14 protein-coding genes, 1 tRNA gene and 2 pseudogenes are annotated in these 16901 nt (G+C 64.6%); 4 read left to right on the forward strand and 13 right to left on the reverse strand.

The window, feature by feature from the left end:
* Window positions 1-117: 117 nt before the first annotated feature.
* The 5 genes and pseudogenes from pqqE to HEQ16_06500 all read right to left on the reverse strand — a co-directional run bounded on the left by pqqE (window position 118) and on the right by HEQ16_06500 (window position 3694).
* Window positions 118-1236 carry a pyrroloquinoline quinone biosynthesis protein PqqE gene (gene pqqE, locus HEQ16_06480; GenBank protein MCO4053689.1) on the reverse strand — a complete coding sequence of 373 codons (1119 nt, stop codon included), beginning with the start codon at window positions 1234-1236 and terminating at the stop codon, window positions 118-120.
* A complete protein-coding gene (gene pqqD, locus HEQ16_06485; GenBank protein MCO4053690.1) occupies window positions 1236-1529 on the reverse strand; it encodes a pyrroloquinoline quinone biosynthesis peptide chaperone PqqD in 294 nt (97 codons plus the stop codon). The genes pqqE and pqqD overlap by 1 nt, the downstream gene beginning before the upstream one ends.
* Window positions 1526-2263: a pyrroloquinoline-quinone synthase PqqC gene (gene pqqC / locus HEQ16_06490; protein MCO4053691.1), complete on the reverse strand. Its 738-nt coding sequence runs from the start codon at window positions 2261-2263 to the stop codon at window positions 1526-1528. Before pqqC ends, pqqD begins: the two co-directional genes overlap by 4 nt.
* Complete coding sequence (gene pqqB / locus HEQ16_06495) at window positions 2260-3174, reverse strand: pyrroloquinoline quinone biosynthesis protein PqqB (protein ID MCO4053692.1); 915 nt, start codon at window positions 3172-3174, stop codon at window positions 2260-2262. Before pqqB ends, pqqC begins: the two co-directional genes overlap by 4 nt.
* A 379-nt stretch (window positions 3175-3553) precedes the next feature.
* Window positions 3554-3694 (reverse strand): annotated as a pseudogene (locus HEQ16_06500) (IS1380 family transposase).
* Window positions 3695-3727: 33 nt separating this feature from the next.
* Here HEQ16_06500 and HEQ16_06505 point away from each other — a divergent pair.
* A complete protein-coding gene (locus HEQ16_06505; GenBank protein ID MCO4053693.1) occupies window positions 3728-4450 on the forward strand; it encodes an SDR family oxidoreductase in 723 nt (240 codons plus the stop codon).
* 349 nt (window positions 4451-4799) lie between these two features.
* Here HEQ16_06505 and HEQ16_06510 read toward each other — a convergent pair whose 3' ends face one another.
* Window positions 4800-6776: a polysaccharide biosynthesis protein gene (locus tag HEQ16_06510; GenBank protein ID MCO4053694.1), complete on the reverse strand. Its 1977-nt coding sequence runs from the start codon at window positions 6774-6776 to the stop codon at window positions 4800-4802.
* A gap of 526 nt (window positions 6777-7302) precedes the next feature.
* On the opposite strand from HEQ16_06510, the gene HEQ16_06515 reads away from it, so the two are divergent.
* Both HEQ16_06515 and HEQ16_06520 read left to right on the forward strand, forming a co-directional pair.
* Window positions 7303-8268 carry a carbohydrate kinase gene (locus tag HEQ16_06515; protein MCO4053695.1) on the forward strand — a complete coding sequence of 322 codons (966 nt, stop codon included), beginning with the start codon at window positions 7303-7305 and terminating at the stop codon, window positions 8266-8268.
* A 46-nt stretch (window positions 8269-8314) separates the two neighbouring features.
* The gene (locus HEQ16_06520; protein ID MCO4053696.1) at window positions 8315-9223 is read left to right on the forward strand and encodes a pseudouridine-5'-phosphate glycosidase; all 909 of its coding nucleotides are present in this window, start codon (window positions 8315-8317) and stop codon (window positions 9221-9223) included.
* Here the strand turns inward: HEQ16_06520 and HEQ16_06525 are convergent.
* Together HEQ16_06525 and HEQ16_06530 are read right to left on the reverse strand one after the other, a co-directional pair.
* On the reverse strand, window positions 9220-11304 hold the full coding sequence (locus HEQ16_06525; GenBank protein ID MCO4053697.1) for a 3-hydroxyacyl-CoA dehydrogenase: 2085 nt from the start codon (window positions 11302-11304) through the stop codon (window positions 9220-9222). The genes HEQ16_06520 and HEQ16_06525 overlap by 4 nt on opposite strands.
* 100 nt (window positions 11305-11404) lie before the next feature.
* Window positions 11405-11803 (reverse strand): helix-turn-helix transcriptional regulator, encoded by a 399-nt coding sequence (locus HEQ16_06530; protein MCO4053698.1) that lies wholly within the window; start codon window positions 11801-11803, stop codon window positions 11405-11407.
* Between the two features lie 166 nt (window positions 11804-11969).
* On the opposite strand from HEQ16_06530, the gene ettA reads away from it, so the two are divergent.
* The gene (ettA, locus tag HEQ16_06535; protein ID MCO4053699.1) at window positions 11970-13622 is read left to right on the forward strand and encodes an energy-dependent translational throttle protein EttA; all 1653 of its coding nucleotides are present in this window, start codon (window positions 11970-11972) and stop codon (window positions 13620-13622) included.
* Window positions 13623-13864: 242 nt separating this feature from the next.
* Here ettA and HEQ16_06540 read toward each other — a convergent pair.
* From HEQ16_06540 to HEQ16_06560, 5 genes and pseudogenes are all read right to left on the reverse strand, one after another.
* Window positions 13865-14011: pseudogene (locus HEQ16_06540) on the reverse strand (transposase).
* 248 nt (window positions 14012-14259) lie between these two features.
* Window positions 14260-14331: transfer RNA gene (locus HEQ16_06545), tRNA-Ile, on the reverse strand.
* Window positions 14322-14699 carry an IS66 family insertion sequence element accessory protein TnpB gene (gene tnpB, locus HEQ16_06550; GenBank protein MCO4053700.1) on the reverse strand — a complete coding sequence of 126 codons (378 nt, stop codon included), beginning with the start codon at window positions 14697-14699 and terminating at the stop codon, window positions 14322-14324. Before tnpB ends, HEQ16_06545 begins: the two co-directional genes overlap by 10 nt.
* A gap of 212 nt (window positions 14700-14911) precedes the next feature.
* Window positions 14912-15193 carry a hypothetical protein gene (locus tag HEQ16_06555; GenBank protein MCO4053701.1) on the reverse strand — a complete coding sequence of 94 codons (282 nt, stop codon included), beginning with the start codon at window positions 15191-15193 and terminating at the stop codon, window positions 14912-14914.
* A 234-nt stretch (window positions 15194-15427) separates the two neighbouring features.
* Window positions 15428-16864 (reverse strand): sigma-54-dependent Fis family transcriptional regulator, encoded by a 1437-nt coding sequence (locus HEQ16_06560; GenBank protein ID MCO4053702.1) that lies wholly within the window; start codon window positions 16862-16864, stop codon window positions 15428-15430.
* Window positions 16865-16901: the final 37 nt, after the last annotated feature.

A 16901-nucleotide genomic window follows, 5' to 3' on the forward strand; every position in this document is an offset into this window, starting at 1 on the left:
ACTCCCGTTGCGCTCTCGCGCCTTGACCCGAAAAGTGGGGCGGGTCTCCGATCAGGTCACCCGTGTCCCCGGCGGACATGATGGGCCAGCATCGGTTGGAAGCCTCAGGTCATGAGGTCAAGAGAACGCCCTGTATAGGTAACCCTTCGGAATCGAGGCGGAATCGGCAATGGCAATCTCAAGCATCTTTCCATGGAGCGGAGAGAGCGTGCACGCAGGGTCTGTCGCGGCGGCATCCCCTGCGAAAAGCATGGCCTGGCAGCGGCACCCCCCGAAATCACGATCCTTGCGGTCACAGCTGCGACAGGGTTCCTGCATCCAGGCCGTGCCGCGGTAGGCATTGAAGGCGGCAGAATTCTGCCAGATGTCGGAAAGGCTCCTGTCCCTGACGTTGTCGAACACAAGGCCCGGAATTGTCTCTGCAGCATGGCACGGAAGGGCCTTGCCTGATGGCGTGATGTTCATCAATTGCGCGCCCCAGCCGCCCATGCAGGGCTTTGGATAGGTGGCATAGTAATCCGGGGTGACGCTGTCGATCACGAGCCGCCCCTTGGTCCGGGCGCGCTCATGAGCGACATCAGTGACCGCCTGATCGACCTGGTCACGGGTGGGCATGAGTTGTCCACGGTTGGCGACAGCCCAGCCGTAATACTGCACATGGGCGATCTCGATGCGTGCGGCACCCCAGTCCTCAGCCAGCCGCACCAGCTCCGGGATCTGCGCCACATTGCCACGATGCACGACCGCATTCACGGTGAGGCGCAGGCCGAGACGCGCTATCTCCGCGGCAAGCAGGCGTTTTGCCGCCGCCGCGCCCTTGAAGCCGGCGACAACATCCGCTGCGGCTGCGTCGACGCCCTGTATGGATAGCTGCACATGATCTAGGCCTGCTTGTGCTGCCCGCACGAGGGCATCTGGCGTGAAGCCTACGCCGGACGTGATCAGGTTGGTGTACAGTCCGGCCTTGGCAGCCTCGGCGATCAGGTCAGCGATGTCGGGCCTCAGCATCGGCTCGCCGCCGGAAAAGTAGATCTGCAGAACGCCCATGGCGGCAGCTTCCGCAATGATCCGCTTCCAGGTCGCGGTGTCAAGCTCGCCCGAGCGGCGCTCGAGTTCCAGCGGATTCGAGCAATAAGGGCATCTGAGAACGCAGCGATGGGTCAGTTCCGCCAGCAGCCCAAGCGGAGGCTGGACCTTCCGATCGAGCCGCTCGCCCGCCGAGGATGGGGCGCTCATCAGGCGTCCGCCACAGGTTCGAGCATGCGAAGCTCCATGAGGTGTGAAACAAAGTTCGAGACATCGTTGCAGATTTCGTCCAGCGGGGCATGGAATGCTTCGGCCAGTTCCTGTGTGATGGCCGCGATCGTCCGTCTCCCGTCAATCCGCTGCAGGATCTCGACGGCCACATCATCCGGCTCGAAGACCCTCTCCGGTCCCAGCAGGAACCACTTCTGGCGCACCTCGTTGAACCGCAGTTTAACGCCGCGGGGCAGCCTGATGATGCTCGCGGCGTCAATTGCGGCCGTCATGCAGACGTCTCCAGCCGATAGGCTCCGGGCGGCGGATGCCCCGGCTCCAGATAGGCGTGGTGGAGCGCGTCAAGTTGAGCCCAGAGCACATCGCACTTGAATTCGAGCGCCTTGATGGCAGCCCTCTGCTGCTCCGCCGTCGTCGCATGCGTTCTCACATAGTCGATGGCGAAATCCACATCACGGGCAGCCTGCGTCGGGCGCTTGTCGAAATACGCCATCGTCTCGTGCGTGATGAATGAATAGTTCGCGAGCATGCCGCTGACCCGCTCGCGAATGATCTGGGGAGAGAACATCTCGGTTAGCGATGAAGCGATGGCCTCCAGAAGACTCTTTTCCCTTACAAAATGCACATAAGCTTCAACCGCGAATTTCGTCGCAGGCAGGACGCCGATGCCGGCCTCGACATCTTTGTTGCTGAAGCCGAAGCTTGCCGTCAGTTTCTGCCACCTTGCGAAGCCTCCATCGCCTTCGTGCTCACCATCGTGATCGACGATGCGCTGCCGCCAGCTGCGCCGAAGCTCGGGCGTCGGCAATCTGGCCAGCAAGGTGGCATCCTTCACCGGGATCATTGCCTGATAATAGGACCGGTTCAGCGCCCAGGCGCCCACCTGCTCACGCGAGAGCTTGCCGTCATGGAGCAGGCGATGAAACGGATGCAGATTGTGATAGCGCGTGGCGCCGACATTCCTGAGCGCTTGCTCGAGCTCTTCCGGTGACATCCTGGCAGTCATGGTGTGAACTCCATACCGTCTTCTGCAACCACCCAGCCAGCAGCCGTGACCTGTTGATGTTCAGGCGAACCATCAACGATCATCGGGTTGCTGTTGTTGATGTGCAAGAATACTTTCTGGCGCACCTCCAGCGTCGAAAACGCCTCAAGCGTGCCGCCCGGACCGCTGACCGGCATATGACCCATGCGGCGACCGGTCTTTGGGCCCAGTCCGAGCCGGATCATTTCATCGTCGGTGAAGAGCGTGCCATCAAAGAACACGAGCGTTGCGCCTTTGATGCGGTGACGCAAGGCCTCGGTCATCGCTGCGCATCCTGGGATGTAGAGCGCCTTGCGGCCCGATCCAGCTTCGATCGAAACACCCACGGTCCGGCCATCATCGATCTCGGTCTCTACCGTCTCTCCCTCGCCCCACAAGGGCGCTTTCCCGGGCACGGAGAACAGTTCGAGCTCGATGCCTGGCGCCGGACTGAAGGGCTGGTCAGGCTGCACCTCGATGCGCTTCACCACATCATCCGCCATGACCTGAAACACCGGGTTCCGGCGCAGGGCTTCCAGAACATGCGATGTTGCAAGGACCTTGAGAGGCCAGCGCTCTCGCAGGCCAAGCAGACCCGCCACGTGGTCGACATCGGCGTTGGTCAGCACGACGGCTGCAATAGGACTGTGCCGGAGGCCGCCTTGCGGGTGGAGAGGCGGGTTCGCCATGATCTGTTGGCGAATGTCAGGAGACGCGTTGACCAGCACCCATGTGCCATCGTTGCCCTTGAGCGCCAGGGATGACTGCGTTCGCGGCTTGACGCGTGAATCGCCCGCCCAAGCCAATTGGCAAACCGGGCACCGGCAATTCCATTGCGGGAAGCCACCACCGGCAGCTGACCCGAGAATGCGAATCGCAGGAGACGCATCCATCGGATCAGCCTCCGGAGACTAGATCTCGGCGTCGGCGTAGGTGCTGACCTCGCATCCGCAGGACTTCTCAACGATGACAGGCTTTTTCCAAGTGCGCATGGGTTTCCTCCTCGTACTGAACGTGACAACCACGACAGCAACAAGACTATGATCACAATCCGCATGCATGGCAAGTGTTGGTGGCGTTGTCGTTCAGGCCTTGTCAGGTTTACTTCTGTGGTCCGCAAAGGTTCTATAGCCGATCCCGTCAACAGGCGGAGGCGGTGATGGCTTTCCAATGGGCGAAGGCCCGGAGCCTGTGCAGGTTGAAGCCAAGTGCGGAGCGACTTGAGCCGGGCAGGAAGAAGAGATTGCGGACGGGGGATAAGGGCCCGATAGCGCCCATCTCGCTGGTTGACGCTGCTTCCTTGGTCACCGCCCTGCCGCCGACGATCCAGCGCATCGCCGGATCACGCCCGAGGCGGTCGGCATCATTGACATCCTCGTATCCGGCGAGACGACCAAACACCGATTGCCGGAACTGCGCCGCACCCGTTGAGACGAGGATAGCCGAATGGCTCATGTGCCCGGTTTTTCTGATGATCTTTTCCAAGGCAAGCAAGTCGTAGTCACCGGGGCTGCCGGGGGCATAGGCCGTGCCATCGTGGCGGCATTCGCTGCCTGCGGTGCCGACCTGATCAGGATTGACCGCTCGGAAGCCGTCCCCCAAGGCGAACAGGGCTGGATCGGCTGCGATCTTGCCGACCGGGCATCGCTGCAGGAAGCTGCGGCCCGCATCTCGGGCCCGATCGCGGCCCTGATCAACTGTGCCGGAGTATTCCGCCGGATGCCCCTGACCGAGGCGGGGGCTGAGGCCGAATGGGACAGGACGCTTGCCATCAACCTGACCGCGCCCTTCCTTCTGACCCGGGCGTTGGTTTCGCAACTGAAAGGGGGCGCTGTTGTCAGCATAACCTCGGTCCGCGCTGAAACATCGGCCGAGCGCGCCTCAGCTTACACGGCGTCGAAAGGTGGATTGGCCGCCCTGACCTTGGCGCTGGCCGACGAGTTGGCCCCTTTGAACATCCGCGCCAATGCGGTTGCACCCGGCGATGTTGACACGGTGATGGGGCAAACCGATCCGGCTATATCAGCCAAGCTATTTGCCCGAACCCCTCTGAAACGTATGGCACGTCCAGAAGAGGTAGCGGCCGCCTGTGTATTTCTTGCTTCGCCGCTCGCCTCGCACGTTACCGGCTCAACCCTTCGCGTCGATGGCGGATTTCTTGCGGTGTAAAAGAGAACGATGAACCAGCAATCCTCCCTGCGTGAAGACACGGAATCTGTCTCATGGATGCTGACGGGGAACAGTCCTCAGCTTTCCTTCATTGCCGATGCTCCAAGATACCGAGTTCCTCGGCCCTCCCATATCCAGGTGAAGTCGTAGTTCGTCATTGGGCCGTCGGGGGCCTGCCGTCCGGAGCCGTTCTCCAGCATCTTGGAGCCAGGCGATCACCTTGTCCCGGCCCCTGGCCGTCTTTGCAGGGTGGCGTAGCTTGACGAACTGCCAGAAAAGGCGAGCATCGATCCGTTTCAAATCGACCCGATCTTGGAACGGCGCACGTCACCTTGCCCGGCGGCACACGTCACTTTGCCCGGCGGCGCCGGGCGTCCTCGATCGAAATCAGGCTGGCCTCGCCGCCCTCGGTCAAGCCGGCAGCCTCGACCGTGATTGCGCGATGGCCGCGCGTGCGACGCAACTCCGGAACGATCTTGGCCAGCGCCTCAAGGGCGACGCCCTCGTCGAGCGTCTCGACGGCTGTGCGGCACCGGTCGATCATCTGCCTGACCAAGGCGCCGTCGACGACGCGGGTCCGCGCCACGCGCAGCCACGGATCACCGGTGACGAGCTCCTCCTCGCCTGCTTCGAAGAGCTCCTCGAACAGCTTCTCGCCCGGCCTCAGGCCCGTGAACTGGATCTTGATGTCGACATGAGGCCGCAGGCCGGACAACTGGATCATGCGGCTCGCGAGGTCGGCGATGCGCACGGGCTTGCCCATGTCGAGCACATAGATGCCGCAGCGTTCGGCCCCCGGCTCCAGCCCCTTCGCCGAGGTGGCGAGCACAAGGCGCACCGCCTCTGGAATCGTCATGAAGTAACGCTCGATGTCGGGATGCGTGACGGTGACGGGGCCGCCTCGCGCGATCTGGCTCGCGAAGAGCGGCACCACCGAGCCCGTGGAGCCCAGAACGTTGCCAAAGCGCACGGTGAGGAAGCGGGTGGTCCCGGAGGCGCTGTCCAGAGTCTGGCAGTAGGCCTCCGCGAAGCGCTTCGTCGCCCCCATGATGTTGGTCGGGTTAACCGCCTTGTCGGTCGAGATCAGCACGAAGGCCTTGCACCCGGACGCGATGGCGGCGTCAGCCACGATCTGCGTGCCCAGCACATTGGTGTGGATTCCCTGCAGCGCGTTGGCTTCCAGAAGCGGCACATGCTTGAGGGCGGCGGCATGGAAGATGATGTCCGGCCGCTCGCGCGTGAAAACGGCATGAACATGGGCGCTCTGGCGCACGTCGCACAGGACGCTGGAAAAGGACCCCGCCGCCGCTGTGCAAGCCAGTTGCCGGTCGATCTGGTAAAGGTTGAACTCGCTGGACTCGACGAGGGTCATCCACTCGGGGTTGAACGAGGCGATCTGGCGCACAAGTTCAGAGCCGATCGAGCCGCCTGCGCCGGTGATGAGCACGCGCCGCCCGCGGATGAGGCGCGCCACCGACTCGAGGTTGAGCGTGATGTCGTCACGCTCGAGCAGGTCCTCGACGCGCAGCGCGCGTGGATTCAGATCGCGTGTTCCGCTCCCGGCGGCATCAAGCTCCACAAGGTTCGGCAGCCGGTAGGTCACGATGCCATGCTCCGAGGCGGCCTCGAGAATCCCGGCGATGACCTCGTCCTTCAGCCGCGCTGGAGCCAGGATGAGCTTGCCGACAGGCAGGCCCCGATGCGCGAACCGTGTGACGATGCTTCCCAGATCGGCCAGCGTTCCCAGCACGGGCACCCGGTGCATGTGGCGGCCCACATGGCGCCCGCTGTGGTCGATGATGCCCAGCACATGATAGGACGGGTTTCTCTCGCGAGCGAGCGCCCGGATGAAGTTCGAGGCCCCGTCGCAGTAGCCATACAGCAGCACAGGCTCGGACGACACGCCGCGCGCGCTCCCCGACTTCACCCGCGTGTGGCGTTCCTTGAACAGGCGGAACATCAGGCGCGGGCCGCCCATCATCATGACCATCAGGCCGAGAGCCAGCACCGGCACGGATCCCGGCACATTCACCAGCCGCGTGAAGAGAAATGCCGCCAGCGTCGAGATTGCGGTGGTGATGATCGCGCTGGCGATGATGCCGCCGAGATCGGAAATCGACGCATATCGCCATGAGCCGCGATTGAGCCCGACCGCGAACGCCATGACCGGCGCAAGCCCGACGAAGATCACAAACAGCACCAGGAACCCGCCTTCGAACGGGGGCAGGTCACCGGTGCGGATCAGATAGGCGAGGGGCAACGCTGCAACCGCCACCCCAATGTCATGCAGGGTGGCCAGGACGCGGAGCAGGACAACACGTGACATGAACACAATCCTGTAAGCCAACCCGCCTGCTTGTGATCGACTCGATCAGTGTACGCCAACCCGCCACCAATCCCTAGCGCCTTGCATTTCTTTAACGACAAATGATGTATGCCGCAAGGTCAAGCACCCGGACGTGGTGCAGCTTCTGAGCGCCACTGGCCGCTATCGGGATCGGCCCGGGCGGTTGATGTCAGGCCGCCACGATGGGGTCAGGTTGACGATGGGTTTGTCGCTCATCGGCGCGATGGTTTCCAGCGTCATGTGGCGTGCGCGCTGGACGGCCCATTCATCGTTCTGTTCGCGCAGGATGGCGCCGACGAGCCGATCATGCTCGCGGCGCGGCCGCCGGGGATGGCATCCGCGAAGTCCGCCATGACGGCGTGGTGATGATCATGGGAGAAAAGCCATCGGGGCCGCGTCCGTGCCGTCGGCGCGCTGGCCGGTTGATCGCGGCCGGGCTTCCAAAGCGGCGAAGCTGGCGTTAAGCCTCATGGCCGCGCCCTGAGGCCCCGAGCCGGACATGACAATGCCAGACCGTCGCCCTGCCCGCATCATCTGTCTTGGTGGCGCGGTCATCGACAGGAAGCTCATCGCCATCGAGCCGGTGCGGCCCGGCACGTCGAACCCGGCGCGCGGGTCAATCGGCTTCGGCGGCGTGGCGCGCAATGTCACCGAGAACCTCGCCCGGCTGGGCTGCGAGGTCGGCTTTCTCTCCTGCGTGGGCGATGACCCGTCCGGCCGCGCCCTGCTCGGCCATCTGGCGGGGCTCGGCGTCGATGTGTCCGGGGTCAGGACCGTGAGCGGCGCCGCGACAGCCGAATACGTCGCCATCCTCGAGCCTGGCGGCGCGCTTCATCTGGCCGCCGCCGACATGGCCATCCTCGACGGGCTTTACGGCCCGCTGGTCGCGGATGCGGTGGAGGCTGCTTGCGGCGCGGATTGGCTCTTCGCCGATTGCAACGCCAGCGCCGAGGCGCTCGCCGAACTCATTGCCCATGCACGCCGAACGGGCCTGGCCCTGGCCATCGACGTCATCTCCACGCCCAAGGCCCGCCGCCTGCCGCAGGATCTGCGCGGCCTCGGCTGCCTGTTCCTCAACCGCGACGAGGCATCCGCGATTCTGGGGCTTGAGGATGGCGAGCCCGAGTCCATGGCCGGGGCGCTCGGGCGGCGCGGGGCGGCGCGCATCGTGCTCACCATGGGCGCTGAAGGGGCGCTGGCATGGCAGGGCGGCTCGGGGGTCCGCATTCCGGCCGAGGCGGCCGGGGTGGTCGACGTCACCGGCGCGGGCGACGCCATGATCGCGGGCACGCTGCGCGGCCTTTGCGCGGGGCTTGATCTGCCAGGGGCTGCAAGGCTGGGCGCCCATGTCGCCGCCCGCACCGTCGCATCGTCGCTCAGCGTCAGCGATGCCCTCTCGCCAGCGCTGGCGGATCGGTTTATCGCCGCAGCCGGCGCCTCGTCCGCGCGAGCGGATGCGCGCGCTCCATGACGCGCTCCATGACACGCTCCATGACAACGGTCCGAGGTTTGCGTCCATGCTGAACGGTCATTGCCAGCCCACGCCCGAGGTCGCCGCAGCACTGGCAGAGGGCCGCCCTGTCGTGGCGCTTGAATCGACCATCATCACCCACGGCATGCCCTGGCCCGCCAATGTCGAGACGGCGCGGCGCGTCGAGGCCGAGGTGCGGGCCCATGGCGCGGTGCCGGCCACCATCGCCGTGCTCGGCGGCCGCATCGCCATTGGGCTCACAGATCGGCAGATGGAAGGGCTGGCGCAGGCGACCGGCGTGCTCAAGCTCTCGCGCGCCGATCTCGCCCATGCCGTCGCCAGCGGCGAGCCCGGCTCGACCACCGTGGCCGCGACGATGATCTGCGCGCATCTCGCCGGAATCGGTGTCTTCGCAACGGGCGGCATCGGCGGCGTGCATCGCGAGGCGGCCGAGACCTTCGATGTCTCGGCGGATCTGCAGGAGCTGGCGCGCACGCCTGTCACGGTGGTCTGCGCCGGCGCCAAGGCCATCCTCGACCTGCCCAAGACCTTCGAGATGCTGGAGACGCTGGGTGTGCCGGTCGTCGGCTTCGGCGTCGACAATCTTCCCGCCTTCTGGAGCCGCGATGGCGGCATCCGCGCGCCGATCCGGCTGGACAGCGCCGATGCCATCGCGCGGATGCTCAGGGTCCGCCACGAACTGGGCCTCGTCGGCGGCGCGCTGGTGTGCAATCCCGTCCCCGCCGAGCACGAGATCCCCGCGCCGGAGGTGGCCCGCTTCGTCGAGCGCGCGCTGGCCGATGCGGCGTGCGCCGGCGTCTCGGCCAAGGAGGTGACGCCTTATCTTCTCGGCCGGGTCCTGGAGCTGACCGATGGCCGCAGCCTCGCCACCAACATCGCACTCATCCGCTCCAATGCGGCGCTGGCGGCGCGCATTGCGGTGGCCATGGCCTAGCCGCTTGAGCTGGTGAAGCGCCCGCCTGTTCGCGCCAGCTCCACCAGCAGCCTTGCCGGCTCCCAGCCCGCGCCGTCACGGTCGTGCATTGTCTCGACCTCGGCCAGAATGGCGGCGGCCCCTATCCGGTCCGCCTGGAACATGGGTCCGCCCCGCCAGGCCGGCCAGCCATAGCCATTGATGAACACCAGATCGATGTCGCTCGCCCGTTGCGCCATGCCTTCATCAAGGATCCGCGCGCCCTCGTTGACCATGGCGGCGATGATGCGGGAGCGGATCTCCTCGGCCGGGACGGGCCGCCGGGCGATCCCCTTGCGCCGCGCCTCCGCCTCTATGATGACGGCGACGCCGGCATCGGGCCGCCTCTTGCCCTGCTCGTAGACATACCAGCCGGCCCCGGTCTTGATGCCGAAGCGGCCAAGCTCGCACAGCGTGTCGGCCACGCCGACATAGCGCTCGGCCGGATCGCGCGTCGCTGCCTGCCGCTTGCGCCGCGCCCAGGCGATGTCGAGGCCAGCGAGATCGAACACGGCGAAGGGGCCCATTGGCAGCCCGAAATCCTCCATCGCGGCGTCGATCTCGTGGGGCAGTGCGCCATCCTCAAGCATGTATTCGCACTGCCGGCGATAGGCCGAAAAGATGCGGTTGCCGATGAAGCCCTCGCAATTGCCAGCGAGCACGGCCAGCTTGCGCAGCCGCTTTGCGAGCGCGAAGGCGCTGGCGAGCACATCCGGCGCGGTCGCGGAGCCGCGCACGATCTCGACGAGCCGCATGATGTTGGCCGGCGAGAAGAAATGCAGACCCACCACGCGCTCCGGGTGGCTGGCGGCGGACGCGATCGCGTCAGGGTCGAGATAGCTCGTATTGGTGGCGAGGATGGCGTCAGGGCGCAGGATCGCGGAGAGAGCCCGGAACAGCTCCTGCTTCACGTCGAGGTCGTCGAACACGGCCTCGATCACCAGATCGCAAGGGGCGAAGGCGGCCATGTCGCTGCCGACCGCAGTGAGGGCAAGCCGTGCTCCATGGCTGGCCGCGTCGATGCGGCCGCTCGCCAGCGCCCGGTCATGAATCGCGACGATCCGCGCGCGGCCCTTTTCGGCGGCCTCGGGCGATTGCTCGACCACGATGGTGCGCAGACCCGCCTCCGCCAGCGCCGCGGCGATGCCCGAACCCATCGTCCCCGCGCCGGCCACGCCGACCGTTCCGACAAGGCGCGGCGTCACATCCTCCAGGCCCGGCACGCGCCCCGCCTCGCGCTCGGCGAAGAAGACATGGCGCAGGGCGGCCGATTGCTCCCCCGCCATCAGTTCGACGAAGGCCTCCCGCTCCTGCGCGATGCCGGCCGTAAAGCCAAGCCGCACCGCAGCCTGCACGCTGCGTGCGGCCCGAAGCGGCGCGATCTGTCCGCGGGCCTTGCGCTCGATCTCGGCGATGCGGGCATTGATGGCGTCGGCATCGGCAGACGGCGCGGGACGCTGGGATGTCCGCCGCGGCGGCTGCCCTGCGATCCGGCCGGCCATCTCCAGCGCAGCCTCGATCAGGTTGCCCTCCGCCACCGCATCGATGAGGCCAATGTCGAGAGCTTCGGCCGCGCTGACCATGCGGCCCGAGGTGATGATGTCGAGGGCGCGCTCGATCCCCACGAGCCTGGGAAGGAGCTGGGTTCCGCCAGCGCCGGGCAGGAGGCCAAGCTTCACCTCCGGCAGGCCGAGCTGGGCGCCGGCATCTGCGATTCGCGCATGGGCTGACATCGCGATCTCGCAGCCGCCCCCCAGCGCGGCGCCGTGGATGGCCGCGATCACGGGTTTGGCGCTGGCCTCGATCTGCCGGCAGACATCGCTCAGCGATGGCGATTGCGGCGGCTTGCCGAATTCCCTGATGTCGGCGCCGGCGACGAAGCCGCGGCCCTTGCAGGCCAGGATGATCGCCGTCGTGGCATCATCCGCGGCGGCTTCAGTCAGCGCGGCGGCAATCCCCGCCCTGACGGCATGGCTTGTCGCGTTCACGGGCGGATTGTCGATTTCGATGATCCGCGCCGCGCCGAGGCTGCGGCTGGTCACGACAGGGGGTGAAGGCGTCATGGCGGATCATTCCGTTTCAGGGTGCGGGCGCTGGGTCCCACCCGGGCTGCGGCACGTTTCCGGGGGAGCAAGCCGCGCGCCGCAAGCGCATCATGACAAATCAGGTCGGGCAGAACTTGTCATGGATCAGCTTGATGAATCGCCGCACGTCATCATCGGCGAGGCTGTAATAGACGGTCTTGCCCGCGCGGCGCGTGCGCACCAGCCCGTCAAGCCTGAGCCGCGCCAATTGCTGCGAGACGCTCGGCTGCCTGAGCGCCAGCGCCTCCTCAAGCTCCGTGACGGAGCGCTCCTTCTCGGCCAGCAGGCACAGGAAGATGAGCCGGTTCTCGTGGGCCAGCGCCTTGAGATAGTCGCTTGCCTCGCGCGCGCTCGCCATGATGCGCTGGATGGACTCCGGTTCAGCCCGTTCGGCGAGGGCCGCATCGGCCGGCAGGTCAGTCGCTGTCACCGCATATGTCCGCTCTTGATGGCGCAGGCCAGGATCAAGCCCGATCATGGTCGCGGGCGCTCGCGATCATATGCCCCCGCCTTGATCTAATTCAATGGCGGGGCCGCGCCGGGCAGCGCCCTGCCGCGCCACCAATCTCCTTGAACCGGCGCGCTGCTCTTGCTACCTGCGGAGCAACAATCCCCGAAACAGAGCCTTCCTGGAGCGTCGACCCATGTCACGCCAGTTCATCTACCACATGCGCGGCCTGTCCAAGACCTATCCGGGCGGCAAGCAGGTGCTCAACAACATCCATCTCTCCTTCTATCCCGACGCCAAGATCGGCGTGCTCGGCGTCAACGGCGCGGGCAAGTCGACGCTGCTCAAGATCATGGCCGGCATGGACAAGGAGTGGACGGGCGAGGCCTGGGTGGCCGAGGGCGCGCGCGTCGGCTACCTGCCGCAGGAGCCCAGGCTCGACGAGGCCAAGACCGTCCGCGAGAACGTGATGGAAGGCGTCGCCGCCCAGCAGGCCATCCTCGACCGCTACAACGAACTCGCCATGAACTACTCGGACGAGACAGCCGACGAGATGACCCGCCTGCAGGACGAGATCGAGGCCAGGGGCCTGTGGGATCTCGACAGCAAGGTCGATCAGGCAATGGACGCGCTGCGCTGCCCGCCCGATGACTGGAAGGTGGACAAGCTGTCAGGCGGCGAGAAGCGCCGCGTGGCGCTGTGCAAGCTGCTGCTCTGGCAGCCCGAACTGCTGCTGCTCGACGAGCCCACCAACCACCTTGACGCCGAGACGACGGGCTGGCTCGAGAACCATCTGCGCAACTATCCGGGTGCGATCCTGATCGTGACCCATGACCGCTACTTCCTCGACAATGTCACCAGCTGGATTCTCGAGCTCGACCGCGGGCAGGGCATCCCCTACGAGGGCAACTACACGAGCTGGCTCGGCCAGAAGCAGAAGCGCCTCGCCCAGGAGGGCCGCGAGGAGGCCTCACGCCAGAAGGCCATCGCAGCCGAGCAGGAATGGGTCTCGGCCTCGCCGAAAGCCCGCCAGGCCAAGAGCAAGGCCCGCATCCAGCGCTATGAGGATCTCGTCAAGAAGGCCGCAAACAAAGGGCCGGACACCGCGCAGATCATCATCCCGATCGCCGAGCGGCTGGGCAACAATGTCGTGGATTTCGAGGGCCTGTCCAAGGGCTTCCAGGACAAGCTGCTGATCGACGACCTCTCCTTCAAGCTGCCGCCCGGCGGCATTGTCGGCGTCATCGGGCCGAACGGCGCGGGCAAGACCACGCTGTTCCGCATGATCACCGGCGCGGAGAAGCCCGACAAGGGCACCATCACCGTCGGCGAGAGCGTCAAGCTCGGCTATGTCGACCAGAGCCGCGACAGCCTCGACGACAAGAAGACCGTCTGGGAGGAAATCTCCGGCGGCAACGACATCATCTACCTCGGCAAGAAGGAGATCAACTCCCGCGGCTACTGCTCGACCTTCAACTTCAAGGGCGGCGACCAGCAGAAGAAGGTCGGGATGCTCTCAGGCGGCGAGCGCAACCGCGTTCACCTCGCCAAGATGCTGAAAAGCGGCGCAAACCTGCTGCTGCTCGACGAGCCCACCAACGATCTCGACCTCGACACGCTGCGCGCGCTCGAAGAGGCGCTGGAAGATTATGCCGGCTGCGCCGTCATCATCAGCCACGACCGCCGCTTCCTCGACCGCATCGCCACCCACATCCTCGCCTTCGAAGGCGACAGCCATGTCGAGTGGTTCGAGGGCAACTTCCAGGACTATGAAGAAGACAAGAAGCGCCGTCTGGGCGTGGACAGCGTGAACCCGAAGCGGATTGCTTACAAGAAGTTCATGAGGTGAGGCGTGGGGGGTATTCCCTCACGCCAGCCGATCAGCAACACCAGCGTTTGGTCGGTCGTTTGCGCCAGCCCCGCGACACATACGGAGTCGCTTGACCAAAAGGGCAGATATTGATCGACGGCGTAAGCGGTGCCCTGCTTCTTGCAGGTGCAGCTATTGCAGGCAGTCCAGCGGAGCCTGCCAAAAAAGCGGTCGGAAAATTGGTTGGTGCCTATACCGACCTCAGAGCCCGATTCAAAAGTTCACGTGCAGATCGAGTATCTTGCGATGCGTCGCGTGAGCATGCGGATGCTGGCGACATGGGCGGAGGCAGTGGAGCTTTCGATGGATTTCTCCCAATCCTTGGCAAGACGGCGGCATCGATTGAGCCATGCGAAGGTTCGCTCGACGGGCTCAACAAGAAGATCCGCATTCATCGCAATAAGCCTGCAGGCCGACCGATGAGCCGGGCCACGGCGAAGGCCAACGCCGGGAAATCGATGGTGCGTTGCCATGTCGACAATTCCACCGGTGAGTGGGGGGCCCTGCAGGACTCGAACCTGCAACCAGACCGTTATGAGCGGTCCGGATTGCAGGGAAAAGCGAAATGGAATCAGCGCCGAAAGAGCACATGCGGGCAATGCCGCGTGCAAAACCGTGGGCCGGGCAGGACTCGAACCTGCAACGAGAGTGTTATGAGCACTCGGCTCTGCCATTGAGCTACCGGCCCCACGGTACAGCACCTATTGCGCCGCGCCGCGTGGCGGTCAACCCTCCAAGCCAACCCTGCCAGTGTAAGCGGTGTTCCGAGGGCACCTTTCTTTGATGCGGTATGATGGGCACTGTGATGATCCTGCCCGAGAGCAGATAGCCCATCTGCGCAGGCGTGATCGCCACCACGCCATCGGCAGGTGACGGCCACAGGAACCGGCCCTTCTCCAGCCGCCGCACATACAGGCTGGCCGCCTGACCGTCGTGCCAGATCACCTTCAGCAGATCACCGCGCCGGCCTCGGAAGCAGAAGACAAACGAGCGGAGAAAGCTGAGCGCCAAAAGGACTTCCCGCAAGGCGGCCCTCAGCGTGTGGATACGATGCAAGCCTCTTCCTTCAAATTGCCGGCGCGATCAGGCCGAAGCCCTCATGACCGAAGGGGCGTGACGCCCCCGATCAACCCCAGCCCGATCCCTCCAGCGCGTTCCCCAATGTTCAAATCCCTGCCGCAGCGAAAAACACGCAACGGGAACCCGTGTCCTGCGCAACACGGAGATCGGCGCAGACCGGAATGAACCAGCATGGTGAATAGGACGGGCTAGGCCTTTCGCCCGTCAAATTCCATCCTGTTGATGCGGCTTGCCAGAGCAATGGCGTTCTCCACGGCGTCTTGACCGAAATACCGGGCCATCGCCATTGCCTTCACCAGCACGCGTTCAATCTCCCAGCAGATCAGCGCATCCTCTTCTGTTCCCGCTTTCGGGACTTGATCAGGCGCGGGACTGCATTTGCTGGCGGATGCCGCAGTGTCATGTGGATTTGCGGGGCTTTGGGTTGGCGCAGGAGCGGCGCTTCTTGTCGGGTGATGTGCGTTGGTCATGGCTGGTCCCTTCGGAATGAGGTCTGTGCCATGGCAATGCAAGATTACGTACCGAAATGCCCATCTCGGGAAAAAAATAAAATGTCGTTAAATCAGATACTTGTCGTTCACTTGGCAGAGATGGTCGCTGGGCGGCCAGCTTGGGTTTGCGGAATGCAAATCAAACAGCAAAGGCCGATTCAGGGCTTTCGATTTTGCAACGACAGCGGTCCGGCAGACCCGCTGTGCATTTCGCTATGTTGCCACCTGGAGCGCATCAGCTGCCTGCCAGGCTTCGATCCGCCGATAGATCGTCGAAGGCGCCACCTCCAGCATTGCGGCCGCGCGCGGGATTGATCCGCCACACATGGCAATCGCGGCCTCGACATGAAGCCGGATCGCCTCATCGAGTGACACCAGAGGGCGCTTCTCGCCGTCTTCCGTTCCGGCAGGAGCGAAACTCGGCAGGGCCGACGGCAATGGCAGTGTCACCCGCCCCAGCAAGCGTTCGCCGGTTTTCGGTCGCAACTCGGCCGGCAGATCAGCCAGCTCAATGACAGTTCCCTGTGAAAACACCACAAGGTTGCGAATGAGGTTCTGGAGTTGGCGTACATTTCCGGGCCAGGCAAAACGTATCAACGCGGCCTCGGCCTCTGCGGAGAAAATTGAACAGGTCTTGCCCTCCTCCGCTGCGAAGCGCTCCAGAAACGCGCGGGCAATCAGCAGCACATCATCGCCACGGTCACGCAGTGGCGGCATCTCAACCGGAAGAACATGCAGCCGATAGAACAGATCCTCCCGCAGCCGGCTTGCAGCAACCTCGCTTCGGGGATCCTTGTTCGTCGCACAGACAATCCGCACATCAGCCTGACGAACCTGATCTTCGCCCAGCCGCTGCACCGTCATGGTCTGCAAGAAGCGCAGCAGCTTCGTCTGCAGCGCGAGATCCATTTCGCAAATCTCGTCGAGGAACAGCGTCCCGCCCTGGGCGCTGAGCACGGCTCCCTTTCGATCGGCGACAGCACCGGTGAAAGCCCCCTTGGCGTGGCCGAACAGTTCGCTTTCCAGCATGTCCCTGGGGATGGCGGCGCAGTTCACGGCGATGAACGGACCCTTGGCCCGCTTGCTGAAACGATGCAGGGCATCGGCGCAGAGTTCCTTGCCGGTGCCGCTCTCGCCGGTCACGAAGACAGTTGCGTTCGACGGCGCTGCCGCCTGGATGATGCGATAGGTCGCCTGCATCGCCAGCGAACTGCCGATGAACCGGGCGAAGCGATCACGACCGAAGCTTTCCCGGATCTCCTCGATCTCGCTTGCCATGGCGCGACGCTCGATGGCGTTGCGGATCGTCACCCGCAACCGATCGGGCGAAAAGGGCTTCAGGAGGAAGTCGAAGGCGCCTTCGCGCATCGCATCGATGGCAAGCTGGACGGAACCCTGAGCCGTCATCATCACTACGACGATCGGCAGGCCGCGCTGCCTGACCTCCCGCATGATGTCGAGCCCGTTGCCATCCGGCAGGTTTACGTCAACCAGCAGGACATGCGGGCAATTTCTGTCGATCTCGGAAAAGGCATCGTTCACCCGGGTCGCAAGACTGATGCTGCGGGCATCTGTCTGCAGGATTGCCCGATAGGTTTCACCGAGCGCCACCGAATCCTCGACGATCAGAATCTTCGGTTGCTTTGGCACCGGCTTTTCTCCCTTGAGAAGGCGTCCATCAATGCGG

Origin of the sequence: Bosea sp. (in: a-proteobacteria) (assembly GCA_023910605.1) — a bacterium.
GTDB lineage: Bacteria > Pseudomonadota > Alphaproteobacteria > Rhizobiales > Beijerinckiaceae > Allobosea.